Source organism: uncultured Brevundimonas sp. (assembly GCF_963975535.1).
Lineage (GTDB): Bacteria > Pseudomonadota > Alphaproteobacteria > Caulobacterales > Caulobacteraceae > Brevundimonas.
In genome coordinates this window covers 1-26,014 of record NZ_CAXBHE010000010.1, presented here as the reverse complement: position 1 = coordinate 26,014, position 26,014 = coordinate 1, and the positions used below count along the sequence as shown (strand labels likewise).

General features: G+C 67.6%; 26 protein-coding genes and 5 tRNA genes. 25 read left to right on the top strand and 6 right to left on the bottom strand.

Translation table 11 applies throughout. The features are described from left to right. Positions 1 to 12: 12 nt before the first annotated feature. Together AACZ75_RS13120 and AACZ75_RS13115 are read right to left on the bottom strand one after the other, a co-directional pair. On the bottom strand, positions 13 to 366 hold the full coding sequence (locus AACZ75_RS13120; RefSeq protein ID WP_339873419.1) for a hypothetical protein: 354 nt from the start codon (positions 364 to 366) through the stop codon (positions 13 to 15). Positions 367 to 558: 192 nt separating this feature from the next. Further along, positions 559 to 633 (bottom strand) — tRNA-Thr (locus AACZ75_RS13115). A gap of 100 nt (positions 634 to 733) precedes the next feature. Here AACZ75_RS13115 and AACZ75_RS13110 point away from each other — a divergent pair. The 16 genes from AACZ75_RS13110 (at position 734) to AACZ75_RS13035 (ending at position 12,551) form a co-directional block, all read left to right on the top strand. Further along, positions 734 to 889: a hypothetical protein gene (locus AACZ75_RS13110; protein WP_339873418.1), complete on the top strand. Its 156-nt coding sequence runs from the start codon at positions 734 to 736 to the stop codon at positions 887 to 889. 99 nt (positions 890 to 988) lie between these two features. Next, on the top strand, positions 989 to 2,278 hold the full coding sequence (murA, locus tag AACZ75_RS13105) for a UDP-N-acetylglucosamine 1-carboxyvinyltransferase (protein ID WP_339873416.1): 1,290 nt from the start codon (positions 989 to 991) through the stop codon (positions 2,276 to 2,278). Further along, the gene (locus AACZ75_RS13100) at positions 2,268 to 2,753 is read left to right on the top strand and encodes a DUF2948 family protein (RefSeq protein ID WP_339873414.1); all 486 of its coding nucleotides are present in this window, start codon (positions 2,268 to 2,270) and stop codon (positions 2,751 to 2,753) included. Before murA ends, AACZ75_RS13100 begins: the two co-directional genes overlap by 11 nt. Beyond that, positions 2,750 to 3,217: a UPF0262 family protein gene (locus AACZ75_RS13095; RefSeq protein ID WP_339873412.1), complete on the top strand. Its 468-nt coding sequence runs from the start codon at positions 2,750 to 2,752 to the stop codon at positions 3,215 to 3,217. Before AACZ75_RS13100 ends, AACZ75_RS13095 begins: the two co-directional genes overlap by 4 nt. Before the next feature lie 102 nt (positions 3,218 to 3,319). Next, entirely contained in the window at positions 3,320 to 3,538 is a 219-nt protein-coding gene (gene infA, locus AACZ75_RS13090; protein WP_003164348.1) for a translation initiation factor IF-1, read from the top strand. A 12-nt stretch (positions 3,539 to 3,550) separates the two neighbouring features. Beyond that, a complete protein-coding gene (locus AACZ75_RS13085) occupies positions 3,551 to 4,141 on the top strand; it encodes a nucleoside triphosphate pyrophosphatase (RefSeq protein WP_339873410.1) in 591 nt (196 codons plus the stop codon). After that, complete coding sequence (locus AACZ75_RS13080; protein ID WP_339873408.1) at positions 4,138 to 5,160, top strand: ribonuclease E/G; 1,023 nt, start codon at positions 4,138 to 4,140, stop codon at positions 5,158 to 5,160. Before AACZ75_RS13085 ends, AACZ75_RS13080 begins: the two co-directional genes overlap by 4 nt. Further along, positions 5,160 to 5,327, top strand: coding sequence for a DNA gyrase inhibitor YacG (gene yacG / locus AACZ75_RS13075; protein ID WP_339873407.1), 168 nt, complete (start codon positions 5,160 to 5,162; stop codon positions 5,325 to 5,327). The genes AACZ75_RS13080 and yacG overlap by 1 nt, the downstream gene beginning before the upstream one ends. Positions 5,328 to 5,437: 110 nt before the next feature. Continuing rightward, positions 5,438 to 5,513: transfer RNA gene (locus AACZ75_RS13070), tRNA-Phe, on the top strand. A 157-nt stretch (positions 5,514 to 5,670) separates the two neighbouring features. Continuing rightward, positions 5,671 to 8,253: an ATP-binding protein gene (locus AACZ75_RS13065; RefSeq protein WP_339873405.1), complete on the top strand. Its 2,583-nt coding sequence runs from the start codon at positions 5,671 to 5,673 to the stop codon at positions 8,251 to 8,253. 388 nt (positions 8,254 to 8,641) lie between these two features. Next, the gene (locus AACZ75_RS13060; protein ID WP_339873552.1) at positions 8,642 to 9,544 is read left to right on the top strand and encodes a MotA/TolQ/ExbB proton channel family protein; all 903 of its coding nucleotides are present in this window, start codon (positions 8,642 to 8,644) and stop codon (positions 9,542 to 9,544) included. Positions 9,545 to 9,549: 5 nt separating this feature from the next. Further along, positions 9,550 to 9,984, top strand: coding sequence for a biopolymer transporter ExbD (locus tag AACZ75_RS13055; protein ID WP_339873403.1), 435 nt, complete (start codon positions 9,550 to 9,552; stop codon positions 9,982 to 9,984). Positions 9,985 to 9,999: 15 nt separating this feature from the next. Continuing rightward, positions 10,000 to 10,713 (top strand): energy transducer TonB, encoded by a 714-nt coding sequence (locus AACZ75_RS13050; RefSeq protein WP_339873401.1) that lies wholly within the window; start codon positions 10,000 to 10,002, stop codon positions 10,711 to 10,713. Positions 10,714 to 10,842: 129 nt separating this feature from the next. Next, positions 10,843 to 11,577, top strand: a complete 735-nt coding sequence (locus AACZ75_RS13045) for a M48 family metallopeptidase (RefSeq protein WP_339873399.1) — start codon at positions 10,843 to 10,845, stop codon at positions 11,575 to 11,577. Between the two features lie 80 nt (positions 11,578 to 11,657). Next, a tRNA-His gene (locus AACZ75_RS13040) sits at positions 11,658 to 11,734 on the top strand. A 28-nt stretch (positions 11,735 to 11,762) separates the two neighbouring features. Next, positions 11,763 to 12,551 (top strand): methyltransferase domain-containing protein, encoded by a 789-nt coding sequence (locus tag AACZ75_RS13035; protein ID WP_339873397.1) that lies wholly within the window; start codon positions 11,763 to 11,765, stop codon positions 12,549 to 12,551. On the opposite strand, the gene AACZ75_RS13030 is transcribed toward AACZ75_RS13035, so the two are convergent. Next, complete coding sequence (locus AACZ75_RS13030; protein ID WP_339873395.1) at positions 12,433 to 14,277, bottom strand: patatin-like phospholipase family protein; 1,845 nt, start codon at positions 14,275 to 14,277, stop codon at positions 12,433 to 12,435. The two genes, AACZ75_RS13035 and AACZ75_RS13030, sit on opposite strands and share 119 nt — an antisense overlap. An 88-nt stretch (positions 14,278 to 14,365) precedes the next feature. Here AACZ75_RS13030 and AACZ75_RS13025 point away from each other — a divergent pair, with 88 nt between their 5' ends. Further along, positions 14,366 to 15,973, top strand: coding sequence for a carboxyl transferase domain-containing protein (locus tag AACZ75_RS13025; RefSeq protein ID WP_339873394.1), 1,608 nt, complete (start codon positions 14,366 to 14,368; stop codon positions 15,971 to 15,973). Between the two features lie 161 nt (positions 15,974 to 16,134). Here AACZ75_RS13025 and AACZ75_RS13020 read toward each other — a convergent pair whose 3' ends face one another. Continuing rightward, positions 16,135 to 16,497, bottom strand: a complete 363-nt coding sequence (locus AACZ75_RS13020) for a DUF2200 domain-containing protein (protein ID WP_339873393.1) — start codon at positions 16,495 to 16,497, stop codon at positions 16,135 to 16,137. 65 nt (positions 16,498 to 16,562) lie between these two features. Here AACZ75_RS13020 and AACZ75_RS13015 point away from each other — a divergent pair, with 65 nt between their 5' ends. The 6 genes from AACZ75_RS13015 (at position 16,563) to metG (ending at position 23,722) form a co-directional block, all read left to right on the top strand. Continuing rightward, positions 16,563 to 17,462: an enoyl-CoA hydratase-related protein gene (locus tag AACZ75_RS13015; RefSeq protein WP_339873392.1), complete on the top strand. Its 900-nt coding sequence runs from the start codon at positions 16,563 to 16,565 to the stop codon at positions 17,460 to 17,462. Positions 17,463 to 17,500: 38 nt separating this feature from the next. Then, positions 17,501 to 19,399, top strand: a complete 1,899-nt coding sequence (locus AACZ75_RS13010; protein WP_339873391.1) for a biotin carboxylase N-terminal domain-containing protein — start codon at positions 17,501 to 17,503, stop codon at positions 19,397 to 19,399. Positions 19,400 to 19,641: 242 nt separating this feature from the next. After that, positions 19,642 to 20,043 (top strand): DUF1489 domain-containing protein, encoded by a 402-nt coding sequence (locus AACZ75_RS13005; RefSeq protein ID WP_339873389.1) that lies wholly within the window; start codon positions 19,642 to 19,644, stop codon positions 20,041 to 20,043. Positions 20,044 to 20,109: 66 nt separating this feature from the next. Continuing rightward, on the top strand, positions 20,110 to 21,477 hold the full coding sequence (locus tag AACZ75_RS13000; RefSeq protein ID WP_339873387.1) for an MATE family efflux transporter: 1,368 nt from the start codon (positions 20,110 to 20,112) through the stop codon (positions 21,475 to 21,477). Positions 21,478 to 21,526: 49 nt separating this feature from the next. Then, the gene (locus AACZ75_RS12995; RefSeq protein WP_339873386.1) at positions 21,527 to 21,943 is read left to right on the top strand and encodes an MAPEG family protein; all 417 of its coding nucleotides are present in this window, start codon (positions 21,527 to 21,529) and stop codon (positions 21,941 to 21,943) included. A gap of 66 nt (positions 21,944 to 22,009) precedes the next feature. Further along, positions 22,010 to 23,722 carry a methionine--tRNA ligase gene (metG, locus tag AACZ75_RS12990; RefSeq protein WP_339873384.1) on the top strand — a complete coding sequence of 571 codons (1,713 nt, stop codon included), beginning with the start codon at positions 22,010 to 22,012 and terminating at the stop codon, positions 23,720 to 23,722. On the opposite strand, the gene AACZ75_RS12985 is transcribed toward metG, so the two are convergent. Both AACZ75_RS12985 and rlmB read right to left on the bottom strand, forming a co-directional pair. After that, complete coding sequence (locus AACZ75_RS12985) at positions 23,719 to 24,576, bottom strand: YjbE family putative metal transport protein (RefSeq protein ID WP_339873383.1); 858 nt, start codon at positions 24,574 to 24,576, stop codon at positions 23,719 to 23,721. The genes metG and AACZ75_RS12985 overlap by 4 nt on opposite strands. 43 nt (positions 24,577 to 24,619) lie before the next feature. After that, complete coding sequence (rlmB, locus tag AACZ75_RS12980; protein ID WP_339873381.1) at positions 24,620 to 25,507, bottom strand: 23S rRNA (guanosine(2251)-2'-O)-methyltransferase RlmB; 888 nt, start codon at positions 25,505 to 25,507, stop codon at positions 24,620 to 24,622. A 145-nt stretch (positions 25,508 to 25,652) separates the two neighbouring features. On the opposite strand from rlmB, the gene AACZ75_RS12975 reads away from it, so the two are divergent. Both AACZ75_RS12975 and AACZ75_RS12970 read left to right on the top strand, forming a co-directional pair. Then, positions 25,653 to 25,736: transfer RNA gene (locus AACZ75_RS12975), tRNA-Tyr, on the top strand. 87 nt (positions 25,737 to 25,823) lie between these two features. Beyond that, positions 25,824 to 25,897: transfer RNA gene (locus AACZ75_RS12970), tRNA-Gly, on the top strand. Positions 25,898 to 26,014 lie beyond the last annotated feature (117 nt).

Here is a 26,014-nt window from a genome sequence, read left to right as displayed (position 1 = left end):
CAGGCCGACGGGTCAGCCGGCGGAGTAGCGGTACTCGCTGACGCGGCAGACGTTGATGCGATAGCGCTCCAGCACGTCACCGTCGGCGAAGCGGGCCCGGAAGTCATAGACGCAGGCCCCCGAGCCGTCGTCGATGTTGATACGGACGGCGGAACCGTTGGGGAGGACGTCGGAGCCGAGGATATCTTCCTGCCAGTTTTCCTCGCCGGCGCTGGAAGCCCAGAAATGGGTCATGGTCACACCGGTCGCATTGGTGATGCGGACGTGGCGGTCCTGACCATCATTGGACTGGAAGGCCATGCTGCCCAGGGCGACTGCCGAGACGGCGGCGGCCATGAAGGCGCGACGAGCCAAGACTTTAAACATTGGATATTCCTTGAATAAGGGTGCGCCCCTGCGCGGTGTCGGCAACCTAACACCGTTGTCCGAAGCCTGTCGAACCGGTGGCGGGTGACCTCCAGGCGGAGGGGGCCGCGCAATTCGGGTCGGCTGTTGAGAGAGGGCCCTGAACGCCGAACGGGGCCTGACACGAATGTCAGGCCCCGCCGGGATCTCAGATGGTGCCGCCGGGGGGAATCGAACCCACGACCTCAGCCTTACCAAGGATGCGCTCTACCACTGAGCTACGGCGGCGAAATCTGAGGAAGCGGCCGTATAGCCAAACCACTCCCGGGGGGGAAGCCTTCTTTTCCAAGGCTTGAACAAAAGTTTCGCCCGGTCTCTGATGGTGGTCATGTCGAAGCCGCCGGTCATTCCCGCTGAAACCCCCGCAGCGCCGCCTTCCGCGGCCCTGACCGCGCGCAATGCGCGGCTGGCGGCGGCGCTGCGTGACAATCTGCGTCGACGCAAGGCGGCCGCGCCGCTGCGGCCCGTCAAGGATCGGAACTGAAAGTCATCGCCACGCGTGCGCGAGGACTTTCGCTCTGACCGGCCTCCGGGCTAGATAGCCACCCCCCGGCGCCCCCGCGGCGGGCGCTTCAAGGATCCAATGGACAGTATCGCCATCCAGGGCGGCAACCAGCTGAACGGGACCATCCCTATCAGCGGTGCCAAGAATTCCGCCATCAAGCTGATGGCCGCGTCGATTCTGACCGACCAGCCCCTGCTGCTGACCAACATGCCGCGCCTGGCGGACACCAAATTCCTGGGTCAGCTGCTGCGCCAGTTCGGCGTCGAGGTCACCGAGCGGGACGGGGCCGACGGGCAGGAAACCCTGTTCCATGCCCGCGAGATCACCTCGACCTTCGCCCCCTATGATCTGGTGCGCCAGATGCGGGCCTCGTTCAATGTGCTGGGCCCGCTGCTGGCGCGCACCGGCCAGGCCAAGGTCTCGCTGCCGGGCGGCTGTACCATCGGTGCCCGGCCGGTCGACCTGCACCTGCAGGCCCTGACGGCGCTGGGCGCGGAGATCGAGCTGGACGAGGGCTATGTCACGGCCACCGCTCCGAATGGTCTGACCGGAGCCGAGATCGAGTTCCCGTTCGTTTCGGTCGGGGCGACCGAACATGCGTTGCTGGCTGCCGTGCTAGCCAGGGGCACGACGGTGCTGCGCCGCGCGGCCCGGGAGCCGGAGATCGGTGACCTGGCGCGCTGCCTGGTGGCCATGGGCGCGAAGATCGAGGGCATCGACTCCGATGTGCTGACGATTACCGGCGTGACTTCGCTGGACGGCACGACCTGGTCGGTGATTCCCGACCGGATCGAGATGGGCAGCTATGCCGTCGCCGCGGCGATGGCCGGGGGCGAGGTACGGCTGACGCGCGCCCGGCCCGGTCTGATCGACGCCCTGACCGCCCGTCTGGTCGAGGCCGGGGTCGAGGTGATCCCGAGCGGGGACGGGGTCATCGTCCGCCGCGACCCGGCCGTGCGGCTGAAGGCGGTCAATGTCACCACCGAGGTCTATCCCGGCTTCGCGACGGACCTGCAGGCGCAATTCATGGCCCTGATGACCCTGGCCGAGGGCGAGAGCGTCATTCACGAGAACATCTTCGAGAACCGGTTCATGCACGCGCCCGAGCTGATGCGTCTGGGGGCCGAGATCTCGGTCCATGCCGGCGAAGCGCGGGTGACCGGCGTCGAGGTCCTGCACGGGGCGCCGGTCATGGCCACCGACCTGCGGGCCTCGGTCTGCCTGGTCATTGCCGGTCTGGCGGCGCAGGGCGAGACGACGGTCGGCCGGGTCTACCATCTGGACCGCGGCTTCGAACGGCTGGAAGAGAAGTTGAGCGCCTGCGGGGCGGATATCCGCCGGCTCCGGGGAGACGGCCATGAACACTGACACCGTCCCCCCGGTGCCCGCGACACCGCCACCGCCGCTGCGCTTGCTGGCCGAGGATGCGATCGACCTTCAGATCATGTCGGCGGCCCTGCAGGACGCGATCCTGCGTCCGGCCGATGTGACCTGGGCACCCGGCGCACGCACGGTGACCATCGCGCTCAGCCGGTTCTGCTGGGAGTGCGGCGGCACGCGGGTGATGGCGGCCATGCAGTTCGGCGATGTGCTGGCGGTCAAGAGCCGCCGTCTGCCACGGAGCCCCGAGACGCCACTGGAACTGCTGGCCATCGATTTCGAACCGGGTGAGGCTCCCGGCGGGCGGGTCATCCTGATGTTCGCCGGGGGCGGGGATCTGCGCATCGACGTGGAATGCCTCGACGCCGTGGTCGCCGACCTGTCCGAACGCTGGCCCGCCCGGGTCTCGCCGGTGCATGCCGATGACGGGGATGACGCCGGGCCCGGGGCGGTCGGCGCGTGAGCGATCTGCAAAGACTGGCGTCGGTCGAGCTGGACGCGGCGACCCTGCCTGCGGCCAATGCCGAGATCGAACACGAGCGGCGCGTGGCCATTTTCGACCTGGTCGAGAAGAACAGCTTCGAGCCGGCCGGCGGGCAGGGCGGCCCCTATGCCCTGACCCTGTCGCTACAGGACAGCCGGCTGGTGTTCGACATCACCGGCCCCGATTTCGCCCGCGCCCATGTGCTGTCGCTGACACCGATGAAGAAGGTGCTGAAGGACTATCTGTTGATCTGCGACAGCTATTTCGAGGCCCTGCGCGGATCGTCGCCCAGCCAGATCGAATCGGTCGACATGGGCCGTCGTGGCCTGCACAACGAGGGGGCCGAGCTGCTGAAGGCGCGGCTGGACGGCAAGATCACCATCGACCACGAGACGTCGCGGCGGCTGTTCACCTTGGTGACGGCCTTGTACCGGCGCGGCTGAACTCGACTAACCCGACATTTTGGTGCATGAGGCGCCCTCTTTTTGGCTCACACTCCGCCCGGTGTGGGTCGCGAACCGTATTTTCTGGGCGCGAGAGGCCGCATGGCTAAGGAAGAACTGCTCGAGTTTCCCGGTGTCGTCAGCGAACTGCTGCCGAACGCCACGTTTCGCGTGACGCTCGAGAATGACCACGAGATCATCGCCCACACCGCCGGCAAGATGCGCAAGAACCGCATCCGCGTGCTGGCCGGTGACAAGGTGCTGGTCGAGATGACGCCCTATGACCTGACCAAGGGCCGCATCACCTATCGCTTCAAATAGGGGCGGGGCGACATGCCCGCCTCCGGGGTACGCCCCGACCTGATCCTGGCGTCGGCCAGTCCGCGCCGGATTGAGTTGCTGGCGCAGATCGGGATTGTGCCCGATCGCATCGACCCCGCCGACATCGATGAAACCCCGATGAAGGACGAGACGCCGACGCGTCTGGCCGTGCGGCTGGCGCGGACCAAGGCGGCTGTCGTGGCGGCCCGGTCGCCGGACGCTGTGGTCATCGCCGCCGATACGGTGGTGGCCCTGGGCCGTCGGCTGCTGGAAAAGCCCGCCGATGAGGCCGAGGCCGCCCGTTTCCTGCGCCAGCTGTCCGGTCGCAATCACCGGGTGTTCACGGCTGTGGCTGTGGCGGTCGACGACAGGATCATCAGCCGGGTCGTCGATACCCGGGTCAGCGTCAAATGCCTGTCCGAGCCGGAGATCGCCGCCTATGTCGCCACCGGTGACTGGCGCGGCAAGGCCGGGGGCTACGGCATCCAGGGCCCGGCCGGGGCCTTCATCCTGCGCATCGTCGGCAGCCATCCGGCGGTGATGGGCCTGCCCTTGCCCGAGACGGTCAATCTGCTGGCCGGTATGGGCTGGCGGCGGTCGTGAGCGCGACAGTCGAGGTCTTCCTCGACGCCATGCCCGGCGAGACCCGGGGCATGGTCTTCCGGGACGGTCTGCCCGAACATCTTCTGATCCAGCGCGACAGCGATGTGGCCCAGCACCGGCTGGGCGCGCTTTGCGTCGGCCGCGTCATCGAGGTGGCGGCGGGCCTGCGCGGGGCCTTTGTCGACCTGGGCGCGGGCGATCCGGCGGGCTTTCTGCCGCTGGCCCGCGAGGTCACGATCCGCAACGGCGACCGGATTGCAGTCGAGGTCACGACCGAGCCGCGTGACGGCAAGGGGCCGGTGCTGCGCCATCTCGGGCCAGGGGAGGGCCCTCCGCGTCTGCTTGAGGCGGGACCTGATGTGGTTGCCCGGCTCGCCAGGCTTGCGCCTGACGTGGATGTGGAGACGGGTCTGGCGGCGATCGCGGCCGGACGCGAGGCCGTCGAGGTCGCCCTGGGCGAGACGATGGTGGTGCCTGCGATCGGGCTGGACCTGGCGGTGCAGCGTACCCGGGCGCTCGTCGCCGTGGATATTGACCATGCCCCCGTTGCCGGACGCGATGTCCGCAAGGGCCGCGAGCGGGCCAATCGCGAGGGCCTGGTGCAGGCGGCCCGGTTGATCCGGCTCAAGGGCTGGGGCGGGCTGGTGGCCATCGATCTGATCGGCACCGGTCAGGACGGCGAGATGATCCAGCGCACGGCCAAATCGGTCTTCGGCGGCGATCCGGCCGTCGCGATCGGTCCGGTCAATCGATTCGGCGTGCTGTCGCTGTCGCTGCCATGGCGGCTGCGGCCGATCGAGGCGGTGCTGGGCCGGACGGTCGAGGACCGGGCGCTGGACACGGTGCGCGCCTTGCGTCATCGCCTGCTGGACGATACGGCGACGCCGCGGTTCACCGCCGCCTGCGCGCCGGACGAGGCCGCCATCGCCGCGCCGCTGGTGGCCCGGCTGGGCCCGCGCGCCGCGCTGCGGGTCGTGCCGGGTCTCGACCCCGGGGCCGCACGCATCGAAGAGGACTGATGATGGCCAACTGCCCGATCTGCCGCCAACGCCCGGCGGTGCCCGAATACAAGCCGTTCTGCTCCAAGCGTTGCGCCGACCTGGATCTGCAGCGCTGGTTCACCGGCGGTTACGCCATTCCGGCCGGTCCCGAGGGGTCGGCGGAGGACGAGGCCGAACGCGAGTGATCCGCAGGAGGACGACGGACGTCGACGTCGCTGTCAGGTTCGTCCCGAAGGCCTATGGACACCCCCGGCAGCCTCGCCTATAGACGCCGCTCTCGCGAGCCGGTGCGCGCGCCTGGGTAGCTCAGTTGGTAGAGCAGCGGATTGAAAATCCGCGTGTCGGTGGTTCGAATCCGCCCCCAGGCACCACTTCCCCCGAAGCTGAACAGTCCCCCCTCGGTGGGGCCGCGCCGGCGCGGCGCGGGCGGCTTGATTGCTGCGGCATAAGTCGGCCACACGACGATATCTTAATCATTGACCGTGCAGCTAGTGACCCATCGAGTCATTCGCTTGCGGGTTTCCAGTCTTGTCCTTCTTTTTCCGACTCTGCGTCCTGTGCCTGGGACTGTCTCTGTTTCCCACCGGCGCAGATGCGGCGGCGGCGGACGGGCGTGCCAAGGCGACCGGCCGAACATTGGCCCTCGCCAGCGTCGTCGAGGCGCGGGCCTCGCAGACCGACTTTGCCGCGCTGGAACGCTTCGGGGACGCGGCGCTGCTGCGGAATGACCGGGAAGGGCTGAACCGGCTCTACCATGTCGCCTGGCTGTTCCAGTCCCAGGCGGATTATGAGAAGGCGCAGCTATGGAACGCGCGGCTGGCCGCCGCGGCGACGCGCCAAAGCGATGCCCGCTATCAGGTGGTTGCCCGCCTGAACACACTTGCGGCCCGTTTCACCCAGGGCGACCTGACGGCCGTTCCCGAGATCGCCCGGATCCACTCGACCGAACTGGACTGGTTCACCCGGGCCCATGCCGCCCGTCTCCAGGCGCTCGTCCTGATTGATGACAGTCAGACCGGCCAGGCGCTCCGAATTCTGACCGACGCCGAGTCCGCCATTCCGATGTCCGGCCCCCAGGTCGACACGGCCCGGGCCGGCATCTGGGAAGTCGTCGGCATGGGGCTGATGCAGATTCATGACTACGAGGGCAGCGCTGCCGCCTTTAACCGCTTCGAGGTGGAGTTCACCAACCCTCTCTATCCGCGGCCAGATTTCGACAGCCTCTACAACCTCGCCAAGATGGCCTCGCTGAGTGGTGAATATCAGGTCGCCGACCGGCTGGCCGCCGCCCACCATCGTCTGACCGAGCGCACGGGGATGCACAGCCTGCGGCTCTGGGACGTCAATCTCTGTGCCCGGATGGCCAGTGACCGCGCACAGCCGCGCGCGGTCCTGCAGTGTATTGCACCGGTGAGCGCCGACCTGGCGAGCCCGACGGCCATGACGACAAGCCTGCTTCGCCTGCGGGCCGTGGCCCGCGCCCAGACGGGCGACCCCCGTGGCGCGCGGCGCGATTTTGAAGTGGTCCGGCAGCTGGACGCCGAAGCCGGCGAAAACGCTGCCCGCAGGGCCGCCCTGCTGAACGCGGAGGCCGAGGTCCTGTTCGCCGAGGGGCGGGTCGCCGAGGCCTTCGTCAAGCTGCGGCAGTATAATCAGACCGAAAATGTCCTGCAGCTGCAGACCTTCAGCAGCGGCATCCATCAGGTCACCGGTAGCCTCGAAGTTCAGCTGGCCGAACGACGCAAGGCCCTCGCCTCGGCGAACGCCCTGGCCGAGGCCGACGCCCGCATGCTCGTGTTCGGGCGCTATTTCATCGCCCTGGCGGTCGTTCTGGTCGCGTTCCTGGCCGCGATCCTGTTCTGGCAGATCAAACAGGCCCGCCGCCTGAAGGCCGCGACCCGCCTGGCGGACGAGGCCAACCGCTCCAAGAGTGAGTTCCTCGCCAATATGAGTCACGAGATCCGTACGCCGCTGAACGGCGTGATCGGCATCAATGCGGCCCTGGCCCGGACCGAGCTGACATCCGAACAGGCCAAGATGGTCGATCTGATCGCGACGTCCGGCGAGACCCTGGAGACGCTGCTGACCGATGTGCTCGACCTGGCACGCATCGAGTCCGGCCACCTGGAACTGAAGGCCGAGGCCTTTGATCTGGAAGCCTGCCTTGAGAGCGTCGTCGCCCTGTTCGAGACGAACGCGCGGCAGAAGGCCCTGGACTTCAACCTGACGGTCGCGCCGGCCCTGGCCGGGGCCTTTGTCGGTGACGTGGTGCGTATTCGCCAGGTGGTCAGCAATCTGCTGTCCAATGCGGTCAAGTTCACCTCTGAGGGCAGTATTTCACTGAATGCGATCCAGGCTGACGACGGCAGGGTGATCATCTCTGTCACCGACACCGGAATTGGGTTCGATGCGGAAGTTAAGGCCCGGCTGTTCCAGCGCTTCGAACAGGCGGACGGTTCGATCACCCGCCGATTCGGTGGAACGGGCCTGGGCCTGGCGATCTCCCGGGCACTGGCCGAGGCGATGGAGGGCGAGCTTGAGGCGGAGTCCCGGCCCGGTCTCGGCTCGACGTTCACCCTGACATTGAATCTGGCCCGGGCACCCGCGGGTGTCGTGGCCAAGGTCAGCCGCCCGTCCCAGGCGCGCCCACAGGAGGCGGGAGCCCCGCGGGTGCTGCTGGCCGAAGACCATCCGATCAACCGCAAGGTGGTGGAGCTTCTGTTTGACGGCACCGGCGTCGAACTGACCTGCGTCGAGAACGGGGCCGAGGCCGTGTCCCTGTTCGAGAAGGAGGCGTTCGACATGATCCTGATGGACATGCAGATGCCGGTGATGGACGGGCTGACCGCCATCCGGCTGATCCGTGCACGTGAGGTGGCCGACGGCGAAAAAGCGACTCCGATTTACACGCTGAGCGCCAATGCCATGCCCGAGCACGCCGAGGCTGCCGTGCAGGCGGGGGCGAATGGTCACCTGACCAAGCCGATCGCTGCGGCAAGCCTGTTCGCGGCTCTGGAGGCGGCCCTTCAGGCGTCCGGCCGGGACCGGTCGGAAGACGACGCCGAGCGCGAATTCGCGGCGGCGGACGGCCTCAGGGCTGCCGCCGGGTGAGTGGCAAAATATTGCGCACGGAAGCCGCCGGCATTGGGCGGGATCGCTACAAACTCCGGTTTTTCCCGCAATTGTGCGGTCAACTGCCAAGCTACTCCCCCCAGAGGGGAAAAGAGACCTTCAGCACTTGACGCTCCGGTATGGGTTGTTCAAAGGAGCCTTACCGCTCCTTAATTCCAGCGGCCTCTCGTCCGAGAGTATGCTAATCAAGGGCGCTTGACATCGCTGCCGGAAGTCGCGAGGCAACCGGATGCGCAAGCAGGCGTTCCGTAGTCGATGGTCTCAGGACCGAGCCTGCGGGCGACATTTTCAATTGGGGTCGACCGCGCTCGTGGCGACGATCCTTTTAGGCTTTCACGAGTCAGACCAAAGCAGGAACTGGCGAACTATGCTCGATAGCAAAATGAAGAATACGCTTCTCGCTCTGGCCGGCGCTGCCGTGCTCATGGCGGGTTCGCCGGTCCTCGCGCAGGATGCGGTCCCAGCAACACCCGCAGCCGCGACCGCCCCGGCGGCTGACGCCGCTGCGGCAGCCCCGGCTCCTGAAGCCGCTCCGGTCGCTGATGCACCGGTAACGGTCGCAGAGACTGTCGGACACGGCGGCGGCGGCATTACCCCGATCTCCATGTTCATGGACGCGGGCATGGTCGTTAAGGTCGTGATGATCGGCCTGATCCTGGCTTCGGTCTTCTCCTGGACCCTGCTGCTGATCAAAATGTTTGAGTTCGGCGCACTCGGCCGCACCACGGACCGCTTCCTTGAAGCTTTCCGCGGGGCCCGCACCATCGCTGACATGCGTCGCGTCGCCACCTCGGACGATTTCGATGGTAACCCGCTGGCCGATATGGCCGCCGCGGCGACCGAAGAAATCGAACTGTCGCGTCAAGCTGGACTGAGCGTCACCGGTGATCACCGTGACTCGGCCCTGCTCCGCGCCCAGACCGCCGTCGCGGCAGTCCAGGCCGGTATGGCAGGGCGCCTCTCGGGCGGTCAGCAGTTCCTGGCCTCGACCGGGTCGACCGCACCGTTCGTGGGTCTGTTCGGTACCGTTTACGGGATCATGAACTCGTTCATCGGCATCGCCGAGTCCAACACCACCAACCTGGCGGTCGTGGCTCCCGGTATCGCTGAGGCCCTGCTCGCCACCGGTATCGGCCTCTTCGCCGCTATCCCGGCGGTTATCTTCTACAACTACTTCAACACCCGGATTGCGAGCTACGGCACGCGGTCGGACGGCTTCAACGCTGAACTGATCAACGGCATCTCGCGTCAACTCGACAAGGGAGCGTAAGACGGATGGCCGCCAAGCTTTCAGGTTCCGGCGGCGGGAAGTATCACGTCGAGGCGAACTCCGACATCAACGTCACCCCTTTCGTTGATATCATGCTCGTTCTCCTGATCATCTTCATGGTGGCGGCCCCGCTCGCCACCGTGTCGGTGCCGGTGACCCTTCCGCGAGCCGTCGCGCCGCCCGCCCAGAATCCGCCGAAGCCGGTGTTTATCTCGATCCAGAACGACGGCGATGTCTTCATCGGCGACTTCAGGACCGATGTCGGCAGCCTCGGTGCGGACCTGACGACCCAGATTGGTCGCCGGAACCCGGCCGAAGAGCGGATCTTCATCCGCGCGGACCAGCAGACGCGGTACGGTGACTTCATGCAGGTCATGAATGCTCTCCAGGACAACGGCTTCTACAGCGTTGCTCTGGTCGGCGAAGACCAATCATCCTAGGGGTCGGTCGAGAGTATGACAGCTGAAACCCACGCCCATCGCGATCCGATTCTGGATCCGCCGCGTAAGAAGAAAAAGGGCCTCTCCACAGGCGCGATCATCGGCATCACCATGTCGGTCATCATCCACCTGATGGCGGGTCTCTGGCTCTACAACGAGAAGTTCGTGTTGAAGGAGTTCAACTACGTCGACGACGCCGTCGATGTGGAGCTGATCGAACCCGCGCCGCCTCCGCCGCCGCCGCCGCCGCCGCCGCCGCCGCCTGACACACCGCCCCCGCCGAAGCTTCAGGTGAGGGAACCGGTGCTCAATACCCAGGCACCGCCGCCGCCGGTCACGCTGCCGATCGAGCCGACGAAGAAGGAAGACCGCGTCGAGTATACGGGCCCGCCCGTGATCGTCCCCGGTCCGCCGCCTCCGCCGGCACCGCCCGCGCCGCCGCGTCCGGCCGTCGTGACCAACCCCGCCTGGGCGCGTCGTCCGGCTGGTGACTTCCCTGACCGCGCCATGCAGCGCAACGTCGAGGAAGGCTCCGTGACCCTGGATTGCCAGGTTCAGGCCAACGGCAGCGTCAGTGACTGCAACGTGGTTTCCGAGGATCCCAGTGGTATGGGCTTTGCCCAGGCCGCGATCCGCGGCACCCGCAGCGCCCGTCTGACCCCGCGTCAGGTGGACGGTGTGGCCACCGGTGGCCGGGTTCGCTTTACGACCCGCTTCCGCCTCGAGTAGTCGGTTACGCAAATCCATCGGAAACGCCCCGGAGCTTGCTCCGGGGCGTTTTTGTTTGGATCTCCGGTCGCGGGCCGGGAGCCTCTGGCGCGGTAAAGCGTTACGGTGGACCTTTCCGGAGACACGTCCATGACCCTGACCCGCCTTGTCCTGCCCGCCGCCCTGGCCGCCCTGACCCTGGGCGGCTGCGCCTACAACGAGACCCTGGGCCGCAACCAGCTCCTGATCGTCGATGATTCCTCGCTTGCCCGACAGGCCGACGCCGCCTGGTCCGAGGCGTTGCGGACCCAGCCGGTGTCGCGCGACGCGGCCCTGAACCAGCGCCTGCGTCGCGTCGGTGACCGGGTCGTCAGCGGGGCCCGCCTCGGCGACCGCAGCTGGGAATATGCGGTCTTCGTCAGCGACAGTCCCAACGCCTTTGTTCTGCCCTCCTACAAGATCGGTGTGACCACCGGCCTGCTGGCCCTGGTGAAGAACGACGACCAGCTGGCCACCGTCATCGGCCATGAGGTCGGCCACGTTGTCGCGCGCCACGGGGCCGAGCGCGCCTCGAGCAACGCCCTCGGCGGCCTGATCCAGAGTGGCGTCGGCAGCTATGGCGAGACCGCCGGCGGCGTCGCCGGGGTTATCACCCAGTATGGCTTCCTGCTGCGTTACTCGCGCCGCGACGAGCTGGAAGCCGACCGGCTGGGGGTCGATTACATGCAGGCCGCCGGATACCGGCCTTCGGAGGCCATCGCCCTGTGGCGGTTGATGGGGGAACAGCGTCAGACGGCGACGCCCGAGTTCGCCTCGACCCATCCGTCCGACGCCTCGCGGATCGACGCCTTGCAGCAGTATATCGCCAGCCGCGGCTGGAACTGACCGCCACGTGACATAAAACCGGCCCGGTCGCTTGATCGGGTCGGGAAGTCCCGATAGAGAACGCCCCTCGCGTCGATAGCGCCGCCTTAGCTCAGTTGGTTAGAGCGCCGGTTTGTGGAACCGGAGGTCCTCAGTTCAAGCCTGAGAGGCGGTACCATCGCTGTCACGGACGGAGGAACCCCGCCATGACCGACGCGAGCCCGGTATGGGATCCCCGACAGTATGCCCGGTTCGACGGTGAGCGCGACCGCGCCGCCCTCGATCTGCTGCTGCGTCTGCCGGAAGATCTTGCACCCCGTGAAATCTGGGACCTGGGCTGCGGAGCCGGACACCAAGCGGCCCTGCTGAAGGGCCGTTATCCGGCGGCGGCGGTCCACGGTCTGGACAGCAGTGCGGCGATGCTGGCCGAAGCGGCACGGCACGATGCCGTCATCGACTGGGTCCAGGGCGATATCGCGGACTGGATCCCGGCGCGGTCTGCGGATCTGATCTTCTCCAACGCCGCCCTGCACTGGATCCCGGACCATCGGGACCTGCTGACGCGGCTGGTCGGAACCCTGGCACCGGGCGGCGCGCTGGCGGTGCAGATGCCGATGGCCCACGGCACACGACATCATGCCGTGTTGCGTTCGGTTGCGGCCGAGGGCCCCTGGGCCGAGGCGCTCGCGCCGGTTCCCCGAATGGCGGCGCTCTTGCCGGTCGAGGGCTATTACGAGGTATTGGCCACCGGTGCGGGGTCGGTCGACCTATGGTCTACCACCTATCTGCACGTCCTGACCGGCCCCGATGCAGTGCTGGAGTGGATGAAGGGCGCCGCCCTGCGGCCCTATCTCGCTGCCCTCGAGCGGGATGCGCCTATGCAGGCGGCTTTCGTTTCGACGCTCGGCGCGGCGCTTTCGGCGGCTTTCCCGCCGCAGCCCGACGGCGCGACCCTGCTGCCGTTTCCCCGACTGTTTCTGGTGGCGCGGCGATGATGACCGACTGACGGCGGCGCAGGTCGGTGATCGGCTTGTCCAGGGTCGCGAGGACGTCGCGTGTGGCCTGGTAGCCGACGGCGACACCCGGCTTGAATGCCTTCCAGTCGCGGATGTCGATACCTTCGGGAGTGGGCTGGATCAGGACGTCGGTGGCGGCGCGCGACTGTTCGAGTTCGGAATCCGAGGTCAGGGTCGCCGCCCGCATCAGGATGGAGACGATCGGCGGGCCCCGTTTCCATGAGCCGGTGACGATCATGCTCCAGATCGACTGCGGCTGCTGGATCAGGGCCGGGTCGACGCCACGGGTGCGGGAGACGTCGCAGCCGACGACGGGGCCGCTGTTCATCTGGCGCATCACGTCGGCGGGGAAATTCTTGAGCACAGCCCCGTCGACCAGCACCTGCCCGTCGATGACCACCGGCGGCATGACGCCGGGAATGGCGATGGTCGCCCGCATCGCCTGGCGCATCAGGCCGCGGCGATGCACCAGGATCTGACCCGAGGTCAGATTGGTCGAAACCGCGAAGAAGGGCCGCACGAGGTCGGCCAGGTCGACTTCGCCATAGGCCTCCTTCAGCAGTTCGGCGACCTTGTGGGCCCGGGTCATGGCGACCAGCGGGAAGGTAATGTCGGACAGGGGGTCGCTGTCGACGAAAGCCTTGCAGATGCGGGCCTCGAGCTCCTCATGGGACCAGCCCATGGCCGGTCCGGCGGCGACCACCGCCCCCATCGAGGAACCACCGACGAAATCGATCGGGACCTTGGCCTCGGCGAGGGCCTTGAGCGCGCCGACATGGGCATAGGCCCGGGCACCGCCGCCGGAGAAGACCACGCCGACGGCAGTGCCGGTGACGACCCTGGCGATGCGGGCGGCGTCCCCGGTGTCGCCCTCGACCGCGTGAAACCAGCGACCGGGCTGGACGGTATCGAGCCAGATGGCCGTATTGGCCGGCCGGATCATTCGCGGGTCACGCATCAGGATCAGGTCGGTGCGCTGCTGGGAGTCCAGGACCCCCTTGTGCGGCAGTGGATACAGGGGCGGGGCCAGCAGGGTGTTGCCGACGATGAACAGCCGGTCGACCTGCCGGGCGCAGAGCGCGCCCCAGGTGCGTTCATCGGATTCGGCGACATAGAGGACGAATTCGTGGGCGTCCTCGACGCGCGAGAACCAGTCCGAGGCCGAGCTGAGGGCCGAGCTGTCGATGACCTGGCAGGTGAAGCCCTGGCGGATGATCGCCGCCGCGACCTGTTCGACGAAGCCGCGGATCGGGCGGGGCCGGGCGGCGATGAAGCCGAAGACGCTGGGCTCGCCGCCACCGGCGGCACGGTCGCGGGCCCGCTGGATCATCAGCCGTGACAATTCGACCATCAGGTCGGGCTCGGTGCGGGCGGCCTCGAAGAAGGCCTCGCGCGGCAGGGCCACCATTTCGGAATCGCGCAGGGCGACGACGCCGGCGGTGTGGGGCGTGCCGGCCAGCATGGCCATTTCGCCCGCGGGTTCGCCGGGCCGGATGACGCCGACGAACTGGGCCGGATGCCCCTCCTCGTGGCGGAAGACCCCGAGACGGCCCGAGCGCAGCAGATACAGGACGTCGGACGGGTCGCCGGCATTGAACAGGGGTTCGCCGCCGGTCAGGGCGAACCAGCTGGCGTGGGTATTGCCGCTGCCACCGAAGATGCGGTGAAGGGCGTGTTCCAGCCGGTCGGATCGCATGGGAGCCATGCCGACAGTTAGCGCCGATTCGCGGAACCTGCGGGTGCTTTTGCGGCAACGGCTTCCCCGGGGCGTTGAACCGACCTAAACCAGCCTCATGCCCAAGCTGACGTCGACAATCGATCCGCACAGTGCGGCCTTCAAGGCCCTTCACACCCACAACAGCGCCCTGGTCGCAGACCTGCGCGCCAAGGTGGCCAAGGCCGCCCTGGGGGGCTCCGATGCCAGCCGCGACCGCCATGTGAAGCGTGGCAAGCTGTTGCCCCGCGATCGGGTCGAGCGGCTGCTGGATCCGGGCTCGCCCTTTCTCGAGGTCGGCCAGCTGGCCGCCAACGGCATGTACGGCAATGACAAGGACCCCGACGGTGCCCCCGGTGCCGGCATGATCTGCGGCGTCGGCCGGGTTTCGGGCCGCGAGGTGATGATCGTCGCCAATGATCCGACCGTGAAGGGCGGGGCCTATTTCCCGATGACGGTGAAGAAGCACCTGCGGGCCCAGGAGATCGCCGAACAGAACAACCTGCCCTGCGTCTATCTGGTCGACTCGGGCGGGGCCAACCTGCCGCACCAGGCCGAGGTGTTTCCGGACCGCGACCATTTTGGTCGCATCTTCTTCAACCAGGCGCGGATGAGCGCGAAATCGATTCCGCAGATCGCCTGCGTCATGGGCAGCTGCACCGCGGGCGGGGCCTATGTCCCGGCGATGTCGGACGAGAGCGTCATCGTCCGCAACCAAGGCACCATCTTCCTGGCCGGCCCGCCGCTGGTCAAGGCGGCCACCGGCGAGGTGATCTCGGCCGAGGAGCTGGGCGGGGCCGAGACCCACGGGCGCCGCTCGGGCGTCGTCGACTATGTCGCCGAGAACGACGAGCACGCGCTGGAGATCGTGCGCACCATCGTCGACAGCCTGAACACCGTGAAACGGGTCGAGATCGATGTGCGCGCGCCCACAGACCCGGCCTTCGACGCCGACGAATTGTACGGCCTGATCCCTGACGACGTGCGCGCCCCCTATGACGTACGCGAGGTCATCGCCCGTCTGGTCGACGGCTCCGAGTTCGACGAGTTCAAGGCCCTGTACGGCACCACCCTGGTGTGCGGCTTCGCCCGCATCTGGGGCTATCCGGTCGCCATCCTCGCCAACAACGGCGTGCTGTTTTCCGAGAGCGCGCTGAAGGGGGCCCACTTCATCGAACTGGCCTGCAAGCGGAAGATCCCGCTGGTCTTCCTGCAGAACATCTCCGGCTTCATGGTCGGCGGCAAATACGAGGCCGAGGGCATCGCCAAGAACGGAGCCAAGCTGGTCACCGCCGTGGCCTCGGCCGAGGTGCCGAAATTCACCGTCCTGATCGGCGGCAGCTTCGGGGCCGGCAACTACGGCATGTGCGGCCGCGCCTTCGGACCCCGCTTCCTGTTCACCTGGCCCAACAGCCGGATCAGCGTCATGGGGGGAGAACAGGCCGCGGCTGTGCTGGCCACGGTCCACCGCGACGCCGACAGCTGGACCCCGGACCAGGCCGAGGCCTTCAAGGCCCCGGTGCGCCAGAAATACGAGGACGAGGGCAATCCCTATTATGCGACGGCGCGGCTGTGGGACGATGGGGTGATCGACCCGGCCCAGACCCGCGACGTGCTGGGGCTGGCGATTTCGGCCTCATTGAATGCGCCGATCCCGGAGACGACGTTCGGCGTGTTCCGGATGTAGCGCCTTGTCATCCCGGACGTCGCGAAGCGACGATCCGGGACGGTCCGACGATGAAGGCTTTCGGCCCGGAAGCTGCGCCCGCAGCTATCCGGGAGCGGGTTTGAGGGTTTTGCCGTCCGTCCCGGATAAGCGCTGCGCGCTTTCCGGGATGACAAGCGCCGTTAGTTCCCCCGCAGCACCTTCTCCATCGCCTTCCCCCTGGCCAGTTCGTCGACCAGTTTGTCGAGGTGGCGGACCTCGCGCATGAACGGGTCCTCGATCTCTTCAACCCGGTGGCCGCAGATCACGCCGGTGATCAGGAAACGGTCCGGGCTCATGGCCGGGGCCTCGGCGAAGAAGGTCTCGAAATCGGTCCCTGCCGCCAGCAAAGCCTCCAGCTGATCCTGCGAGTAGCCTGTCAGCCAGCGGGTGACCTCGTCGACCTCGGCCCGCGTCCGGCCCTTCTTTTCGGCCTTGGCGACATAGTGGACATAGACGCTCGCCACGCTCATCCGGCGAACACGGTCGGTCGTGCTGGTCGCCATATCGTCTCACCCGTGTTCCGTTTGCCTCGCCGCGCGTTATACCGGTGCAGCAGCAGGAGACTACCATGACCAAACCGACCGAAGCCGACCTCAACGCGCTCGACGTCACCGATGCCGAGGCGGCCAAGATCAACGCCATCGTCCATCCGCTGCTGGCCGACCCGGCCCCGGACGCCGATGACCGGCTGGTGCAGATCCGCTCGACCCCGGCGGGTCTCGTCTTCATCACCATCAACCGTCCGGCCAAAAAGAATGCGTTCGACGCCCGCACGGTCGGCGCGCTGCACGAGGCCTTCGAGACCCTGCACGGGGCCGATCATATCCGCGCGGTCTTCATCCGCGGAGCGGGCGGGACCTTCTGCGCCGGGGCTGACCTGCAATGGATGGCCGATGCGGCGGGCTGGTCCGAGAGCGACAATCGCGACGACGCCATGGGCCTGGCGAAGATGCTGAAGGCGCTGCACGACATCCCGGCCCTGACCGTGGCCCTGGTCGAGGGCGCGGCCATGGGCGGCGGGGCCGGCATCGTCGCCGCCTGCGACATGGCCGTGGCGGTCCGGGGCACGAAATTCGCCTTCTCCGAGGTCAAGCTGGGCCTGATTCCCGCGACCATCGCCCCCTATGTGGTCGAGGCCGTCGGTCCGCGCTGGGCCCGGGCCCTGTTCCTGACCGGCAATCTGTTCGACGCCGATCACGCCGCCCGCATCGGCCTGATCGATTCGGTGCTGGCCGACGCCGAGGCCATCGACGGCTATGTCGCCTGGGTCAGTGAAGGGCTGGGCACCAGTGCCCCGGGGGCCATGGGTGACGCCAAGCGTCTGGTGCACCACGTCGCCCATCACAAGATCGATCATTCGTTGATGGAGGATACGGCTCACCGCATCGCCAAGGCGCGCGTCTCGGTCGAGGGCCAGGAAGGCGTTCGCGCCTTCCTCGACAAGCGCAAGCCGCGCTGGGCCGAGTGACAGTGGCGCGGGCGGTATCCGCACGCTAGGAACGGCCCATGTTCACATCTGTCCTGGTCGCCAATCGCGGCGAAATCGCCTGTCGTGTGTTCCGCACCGCCCGCCGCATGGGTATCCGGACCATCGCCGTCTATTCCGAAGCCGATGCCAAGGCCCTGCACGTACGCGAGGCTGACGAGGCGGTGCTGATCGGCCCGGCGGCGGCCCGGGAGTCCTATCTCGACGCGGCCAAGGTGCTGGCGGCGGCCAAGGCCACCGGGGCCGAGGCCATCCACCCCGGCTATGGCTTCCTCAGCGAGAATGCCGACTTCGCCGAGGCCGTCATGGCCGCCGGCCTGGTCTGGGTCGGCCCGCCGCCCGCGGCCATCCGGGCCATGGGGCTGAAGGACGCGGCCAAGACGTTGATGATCGAGGCCGGCGTGCCGGTCACCCCCGGCTATCTCGGCGCGGACCAGTCGCTGGAGCGCCTGCAAGAGGCGGCCGACACCATCGGCTATCCCGTGCTGATCAAGGCCGTCGCCGGGGGCGGCGGCAAGGGCATGAAGAAGGTCGAGCGCCCCGAAGACTTCGCCGACGGCCTCGCCTCGGCCCAGCGCGAGGGCCAGTCCTCCTTCGGCGATCCCCGCGTCCTGATCGAGAAATACATCACCCGCCCGCGTCACATCGAGGTTCAGGTGTTCGGCGACAGCCACGGCACCGTCGTGCATCTGTATGAGCGCGACTGCTCCCTGCAGCGCCGCCACCAGAAGGTGATCGAGGAAGCTCCGGCCCCCGGCATGGACGCCGCCACCCGCAAGGCCGTGACCGACGCCGCCGTGCGCGCCGCCCAGGCCGTGCACTACGAGGGCGCGGGGACCATCGAATTCATCGCCGACGCCTCGGACGGACTGAAGGCTGACCGTATCTGGTTCATGGAGATGAACACCCGGCTGCAGGTCGAGCATCCGGTGACCGAGGCCGTGACCGGCGTCGATCTGGTCGAATGGCAGTTCCGCGTCGCCGCCGGCGAGCCGATGCCGCTGAAACAGGCCGACATTCCCCTGAACGGCTGGGCCATGGAGGCCCGCCTCTATGCCGAGGACCCGGCCAACGGCTTCATGCCCAGTATCGGCCGGCTGGAGCATTTCCGCCTGCCCGACGATATCCGCATCGACACCGGCGTGGAGGAGGGGGGCGAGGTCAGCCAGTTCTACGACCCGATGATCGCCAAGCTGATCGTGCACGCCGAGACGCGGGAGGAGGCGGCCGGGGCGCTCGCGGAGGCGTGCAGCGAGGTCGAGGTCTGGCCGATCCGGACCAACGCGGCCTTTGCCATGAAATGCCTGGAACATCCGCGCTTCGTCAGCGGGGATATCGACACCGGCTTTATTGCCGCGGAAGAGGCCGAGCTGGCGGCAGACCCCCTGTCGGCCATGGGACTGGAAGACGCGGCGCACTATCTGCGGACCGATGCCGAACCGGAGGTGTCCGAAGACCCCGGCAGTCCGTGGGACGGCTGGAACGGCTCGCTCGGTTTCCGGGCCAACGCGGCCGCGCAGACGCTTCAGCACCTGGTCGTCAACGGCGAAAGCCGGGCGGTGCCGATGCGCGACGAGGCCCATGCGGTGATCAGCTATCTGCCCCTGACCGATGGGGCCGGCGTCGCCTTCGAGAACGGCTCGGCCTTCGAGGTTCGCGCCTTTGCCCGGGCCGGTGCCGGCGGCGGGTCCGCCTCCGACGGTGCGCTGCGCGCGCCCATGCCCGGCAAGATCGTCGCCACCCCCGTCAAGGCCGGGGACGCCGTGACGAAGGGCCAGCCGGTCGTGGTGCTGGAAGCCATGAAGATGGAACACGCCCTGGTCGCGCCGTTCGACGGCGTGGTCGGCGCGGTCGGCTTCGCGGTCGGCGAACAGGTCGGGGCCGATGCGGTGCTGGCGACGGTCGAGGCCGGCGCCTGATCAGGATAGTTATAAAATACAGAAGCTTACAGGATATATCTGCCGGCCCCTGTGGTCGCGGAGGCGGGGTTGACCGGACTCGGCAAATACCGAGTCCAGTGAGTGCAAGTCTTTGATTTCTCTGGCTTTGATTTGCACTTTTTCGGACCCCCTGAGTCCGACGGATTTGTCCCTCGCCCGCCGGGAGAGGGACGTATGTTGTTCTTCCTTGCGACTCCGAAATGGATGCTAAAGCCGGGCCCATGCCTCTTCACATCATCAAGCTCTGCGTCGGCGTGGCCAAGGTCGAGACGCTGGAACGGCGGGCGGCCAAGAATCAATGGTTGATCGTGCCGACGCGGATGACGCCGAAACGCGCGGCCGAGATCGAGGACGGTGGATCGCTCTACTGGGTGATGAAGGGGTCGGTCGTCTGTCGCCAGCGGGTGCTGGACATCACGCCGGCAGGGGAGGGCAAGACGGGGGCGAAATGCCAGATCCGCCTGTCCAACGCGGTGGTGCGCACCGCCCCCCAGGCGCGTCGGCCGTTCCAGGGCTGGCGCTATCTGGAACCGAAGGACGCCCCGCCGGATCTCTCGACCCTGGACCCTGGTGACCTGCCCGAGGATCTGGCCAAACACCTGCGCGAGATGGGGGCCTGGTAGGACGTGGTCTGACGTCCGCCGCGGGGTGTTGACCCGGGCCGCCGGGCGTGGCCTTTGCCGCCTCCGATGATCGCCCTCAGTGCCAAGACCCGTACCGCCGTTCGCGACCTGCTGACCCTGGCATGGCCGGTCGTGCTGGCGCGCATCGGCATCATGACCATGGGGCTCACCGACGTCATCGTCGTCGGCAACTGGTCAGCGCGCGAGCTGGCCTACAGTTCGCTGGCCCTCGCCCCGGTCACCATCCTGGTGACCACGGCGGTCGGGCTGATGATGGGCGTCCAGGTGATGACCGCCCGCTACCTCGGCGAGGGGCGTCAGAACGAGGTCGGCGGCGTGTTCCGGCGCGGCGTGGCCTACGGCCTGCAGCTGGGCGTGGCCTCGATGCTGGCGATGGTCGTGTTCGGGCCCTGGATCATGCGCAACATCGGCCTGGCCGACGGTCTGGGCGAGGGCGCGTCACCGGCGCTGATCGTCTTTGCCCTGTCGATGCCCGGCTATCTGGTCAGTGTGGCGGCGCAATTCTTCCTCGAGGCCCTGCACCGGCCCAAGGCCGGGATGTGGGCCATGTGGATCGCCAACGCCGTCAACCTGGTGCTGAACCTCGTGCTGGTGCCGGACCTGCTGGGTCTCGGGATCAACGGGGCCCTGGCCTCGGCCTGGGCCACCTTCGGGGCGCGCACCGCCCTGGCCGTCTTCCTCATCCTCTACATCGTGCGCCTGCCGGAGGCGCGGGCCCTGGGCGTGTTCGACCGCCCGGCCCGCAACCGCACCGCCGAACGCGAGCAGCGCAAGGTCGGCTACGGGGCCGGGTCCAGCTATTTCATCGAGGTCGGGGCCTTCGCCGCCATGACCTTCATCGCCGGCCAGCTGGGCGCGATCGAGACCTCGGCCTGGGCCGTGGTGCTGAACGTCACCGCCATCATCTTCATGGTGCCGATGGGTCTGTCGGCGGCGGCCGGGGTGATGGTCGGCCGGGCCTATGGCGAGCGGGACGGGCGCGGCGTGCTGCGGGCCGGCATGGTCGGGATCGGGGTGGTGTCGGTGCTCGGCTTCGTGATGGCCCTGATCGTCTGGCCGGGCGCGGGTCTGATCGCCAGCGCCTACAACCGTGACCCGGCCCTGCTGGCCGTGGTGGTGCCGGCCCTGATGCTGACCTGCCTGTTCTTCGTCGCCGACGGCATCCAGGTCGTGGCGGCCCAGGTCAACCGCGCGGCCGGCGACGTCTGGTGGCCGACGATCATGCATTTCGTCGCCTATGGGGCGGTGATGATCCCGCTCGGCTGGTGGCTGGCGCACCGGATCGGCGTCGACGGCCTGGTCTGGGCGATCATCATCGCCAGCCTGTTCTCCTCGGTCCTGCTGACGGCGCGGTTCCTCCGCGTGGCGCGCCGGCTGCCGCTCCGCCCGGACGAAGCGTCAGCATTGCGCTGAACGCTGTCCGGTGAGATAGTTGCGTTTCAAAACGCATTGGTGAGGCACCATGACCCTGCTGTTCCCGTTCCTGATCCAGATCGCCCTGTCGCTGGGTCTGGTCCTGCTGCTCGGCAACACCCGCGTCGGGGCGCTGAAGCGTCGCGAGGTGCGGCTGGCCGATATTGCCGTCGCCAATGACGGTTGGCCGCCCCGGGCACGTCTCATCGCCAACCAGTACCAGAACCAGTTCGAGGCTCCGGTGCTGTTCTACGCCCTGGTGCTGATGGCCATGGTGATCGGGGCCGACGGTCCGGTCATGGTCGGCCTGGCCTGGGCCTTTGTCGGCAGCCGGCTGGTGCACAGCCTGATCCATTTGAACGGCAATAATGTGCGCCGCCGGTTCCTGGCCTTCGTCACCGGAATCCTGGTCCTGATCGGCATGACGATCACGCTGGCTGTTTTTGCCGCGACCCACGCCATCTAGGTCACGGGGCTTGGCCGCGGGGGGCGGTGCTCTCTATATGGACGTTCCCCGAACGTCTGGACTTCCATGGCCCGCATTCTCATCACCTCGGCGCTGCCGTATATCAACGGCATCAAGCATCTGGGAAACCTGGCCGGATCGATGCTGCCCGCCGATGTCTGGGCCCGGTTCAAGCGGGCCCAGGGGCATGAGGTCCTCTATATCTGCGCCACCGACGAGCACGGGACCCCGGCCGAACTGGCCGCCGCCGCCGCCGGTCAGGACGTGCGCACCTATTGCGACGAACAGCATCAGATCCAGAAGGCCGCCGGCGAGGCCTTCGACCTGAGCTATGACTGGTTCGGCCGCTCGTCCAGCGCCGCCAACCAGCGCCTGACCCAGCATTTCGCCGCCGCGCTCGAGGCCAACGGCCTGATCGAGGAACGGGTCGACCGGATGATCTATTCGATCGACGACGCCCGCTTCCTGCCGGACCGCTACGTCGAGGGCATCTGCCCGCATTGCGCCTATCCCAGCGCCCGCGGTGACCAGTGCGACAACTGCGGGCGACTGCTGGACCCGACCGACCTGATCGCGCCCTATTCGGCGGTGTCCGGCTCGCGCAATCTCGAGGTGCGGGATACGCGCCACCTGTATCTGCTGCAGACGAAACTGGCCGACCGGATCCGCGACTGGATCGACTCGCGCATCGACTGGCAGACCCTGGCCCGCTCGATCGCGCTGAAACATCTGGACGAGGGGCTGATCGACCGCGGCATCACTCGCGACCTGAAATGGGGCGTGCCGGTCGTGGGGCCCGACGGCGGGCCGCGCCCGGGCATGGAGGGCAAGGTCTTCTACGTCTGGTTCGACGCCCCGATCGAATATATCGCCGCCACCGAGGAATGGGCCGAGGCCAACGGCCTGAGCTGGCGCGACTGGTGGCGCACCGACGAGGGGGCCGAGGACGTCCGCTATGTCCAGTTCATGGGCAAGGACAATGTCGCCTTCCACACGGTCAGCTTCCCGGCCACCATTCTCGGCAGCGGCGAGCCGTGGAAGACGGTCGACACCCTGAAGGCCTTCAACTGGCTGAACTGGTACGGCGGCAAATTCTCGACCAGCCAGAAGCGCGGCGTCTTCATGGACCAGGCGCTGGAGCTGCTGCCGGCCGACTACTGGCGCTGGCGGCTGACCGCCTATGGGCCCGAGCACGCGGACTCGGCCTTCACCTGGGAGGATTTCCAGGCCAGCACCAACAAGGACCTGGCCGATGTGCTGGGCAATTTCGTCAACCGCATCGTCAAATTCACCGAGAGCCGCTTTGACGGCGTGGTGCCCGACGGCGGCGAGCCCGGTCTGGTCGAGGCCCAGCTGGAGACCGACCTCGCCGCCGGTATCGCCGAGGCGACGGCCCAGCTGGAGGCCATGGAGTTCCGCAAGGCGGCCCAGGCGATCCGCGCGGTGTGGGTTCTGGGCAATGAATATCTGCAGGTCGCCGCCCCGTGGACCGCGTTCAAGACCGATCCGGTGCGGGCGGCCGTGGGCGTTCGCACCGGCCTGAATCTGGTGGCCCTGTTCGCCCGCCTGGCGGCTCCGATCATGCCGTCCAGCGCGGCGAAGATCGCCGCCACGGTGGGCGAGACCGACCTGAGCTGGCCGCTGGCCAGTGATGACCTGCTGGACCGGCTGCCACGAGGCCAGGCGGTGGCGGCGGCCGAGGTGCTGTTCCGCAAGATCGAGGACGCCCAGGTGGCCGAATGGGCCGAACGTTTCGGTGGCCGTGAGGCCGAGGTCTAGCCTGCCGGTGCCCGTTCCGGCGCAACCGCCGGAGCGACCCTGGCCGGGGCGGGGACCCGCACATCGACCGAGGGCGTTGCCGGTCTGGGCTCATCCCTGGTGCCGCGGCGGAATTTCTCGACCTCCTTGGGCGTGATGTCGAGGAAGGCCGGAGCCGCGGCATTGAAAGCGTCCATGCGATCGGTGCGGACGATCACCGACCGGGTGCCGTCCCAGATCATGTGCAGGGCGACGTACAGGACGACGACCAGACCGACGTAGCCGATCCAGCGGTGGCGGCTCAGCATCCGGGCGATATAGCTGGCGGCCAGACCCATCAGGGCGATCGACAGGACCAGGCCGAAGACCATGATCCAGGGGTGGGCATGGGCCGCCCCGGCCACGGCCAGCACATTGTCCAGCGACATGGTGACATCGGCGATCATGATCTGGACCAGGGCCGCGCCGAAGGTCTTGCGCTTCAGGCCCAGGGCCTCGGGCGTCGGTCCGCCGCCGTGATGGACCGACAGGGCGGCCTCCATCTCGACCGAGGCCTCGGCCTGGTCGTGGGTGGCCTGTTCGCGCATCTCGCGCCACATCTTCCAGCACACCCACAGCAGCAGGATCCCGCCCGCCAGCAGCAGGCCGATGATGGCCAGCAACTGGACGGTGATCAGGGCGAAGCCGATGCGCAGCACCACCGCGGCGGCCAGGCCGATCAGAATCGCCTTGCGGCGCTGCTCGACCGGCAGGGCGGCGGCGGCCAGGCCGACGGCGATGGCGTTGTCGCCGGCCAGGATGAGGTCGATCATCATCACCTGGCCGAGGGCGGCGAGCTGACTGGCGAGTTCAGGAGAGCTGAGAAAGTCGAACATGATGCGCTGTTAGGTCACTGGGGGCGGGCGGGCAAGACGGGGATCAGGACGGCCGCTGGGCCCGCGTCGCTTCATACAGGGCCACGGCGGCGGCGTTGGAGACGTTCAGGCTCTCGAATCCACCGGGCATGGGGATCCGGGCCAGGGTGTCGCAATGCTCGGCCACCAGGCGACGGATGCCGTCCCCCTCGGACCCGAGCACCAGCACCGTCGGACGCGAATCAAGCGCGCTCTCCAGCGTCTCATCGGAGCTGCCGTCGAGTCCGACGGCGCGCCAGCCAAGCTCGCCCAGGGTTTCCAGGGCCCGCGACAGATTGGTCACCCGGGCGCAGGGCAGGCGTTCGGTGGCGCCGGCGGCGGCCTTGGCCAGGGCCCCGGCCAGGGCGGGGGAATGGCGGTCCTGGACGATGATGCCGCGTGCGCCGAAGGCCAGGGCCGAGCGGAAGATGGCTCCGACGTTCTGGGGGTCGGTCAGCTGGTCCAGCATGACGAGGACGCCTTCGGCCGGTTCGGCGATGTCGGCCAGGGCCACACCTTCCAGCGGCTGGACCTTGAACACCAGGCCCTGGTGCACGGCCCCGGCGGGCAGCATGCGGTCAAGCAGTTGCGGCTCCATCACCTCGACGGCGTGGCCGTGGGTCAGGTTGTCGCGCTCCAGTTCGACGGCGCGGTCGGGGCTGGCCAGCAGCCGGCCCATGCCCTTGCGGGCGGGATTGGCGAGGGCGGCCAGTACCGGGTGGCGGCCCCAGACGAAATTGTCGGCGTCGACCTTGCCGCGCGACGGGCGCGGGGCGGACGGGTTGAAGGCCTTGGTCGGCGGATTGGGGTTCCAGCCGCCCTTGCGCGGCGCGTCCGAGGCCTCCGGTGCCTTGCCCCGGAAGGGGGGCTTTTTACCGGTTTTCCGGTCGTTGCGTTCTCGATTTTGCGACACTATAAGACGCCCTCCGATTTGGAGCCCTGAGGCTTTCGGGTCCGGTGCCTCCTGTATCGCAGGCGACGCCGGAGACCGAACGCTTTTGTTGCCCTGGTCACCGAAAGGTTGCCGGGGCGTTGGTCCGACGGTTCGAAACGCGCTTGGGGGAATGTCCCGAGTGGCAAAGGGGGGGGACTGTAAATCCCCTGCGTAAGCTTCGCAGGTTCGAGTCCTGCTTCCCCCACCACGCGCTGTTCGAAACGAGGGACCCGGCGACGATGAGGGTCGGCGGTGAAGGTCAACCGGGGTTCCGGGCGGCCGACGCCGTCTCCGTGCGGGTATAGTACAATGGTAGTACAGCAGCCTTCCAAGCTGAATATGTCGGTTCGATTCCGTCTACCCGCTCCAGATTTTTGAACTGAGCAGAAGCGCCCCTTCCGTCACGGACCCGGGCCACCAGGAGTTTGGCGATGGCCAAGGAAAAGTTCGAACGTAACAAGCCGCATTGCAACATCGGCACGATTG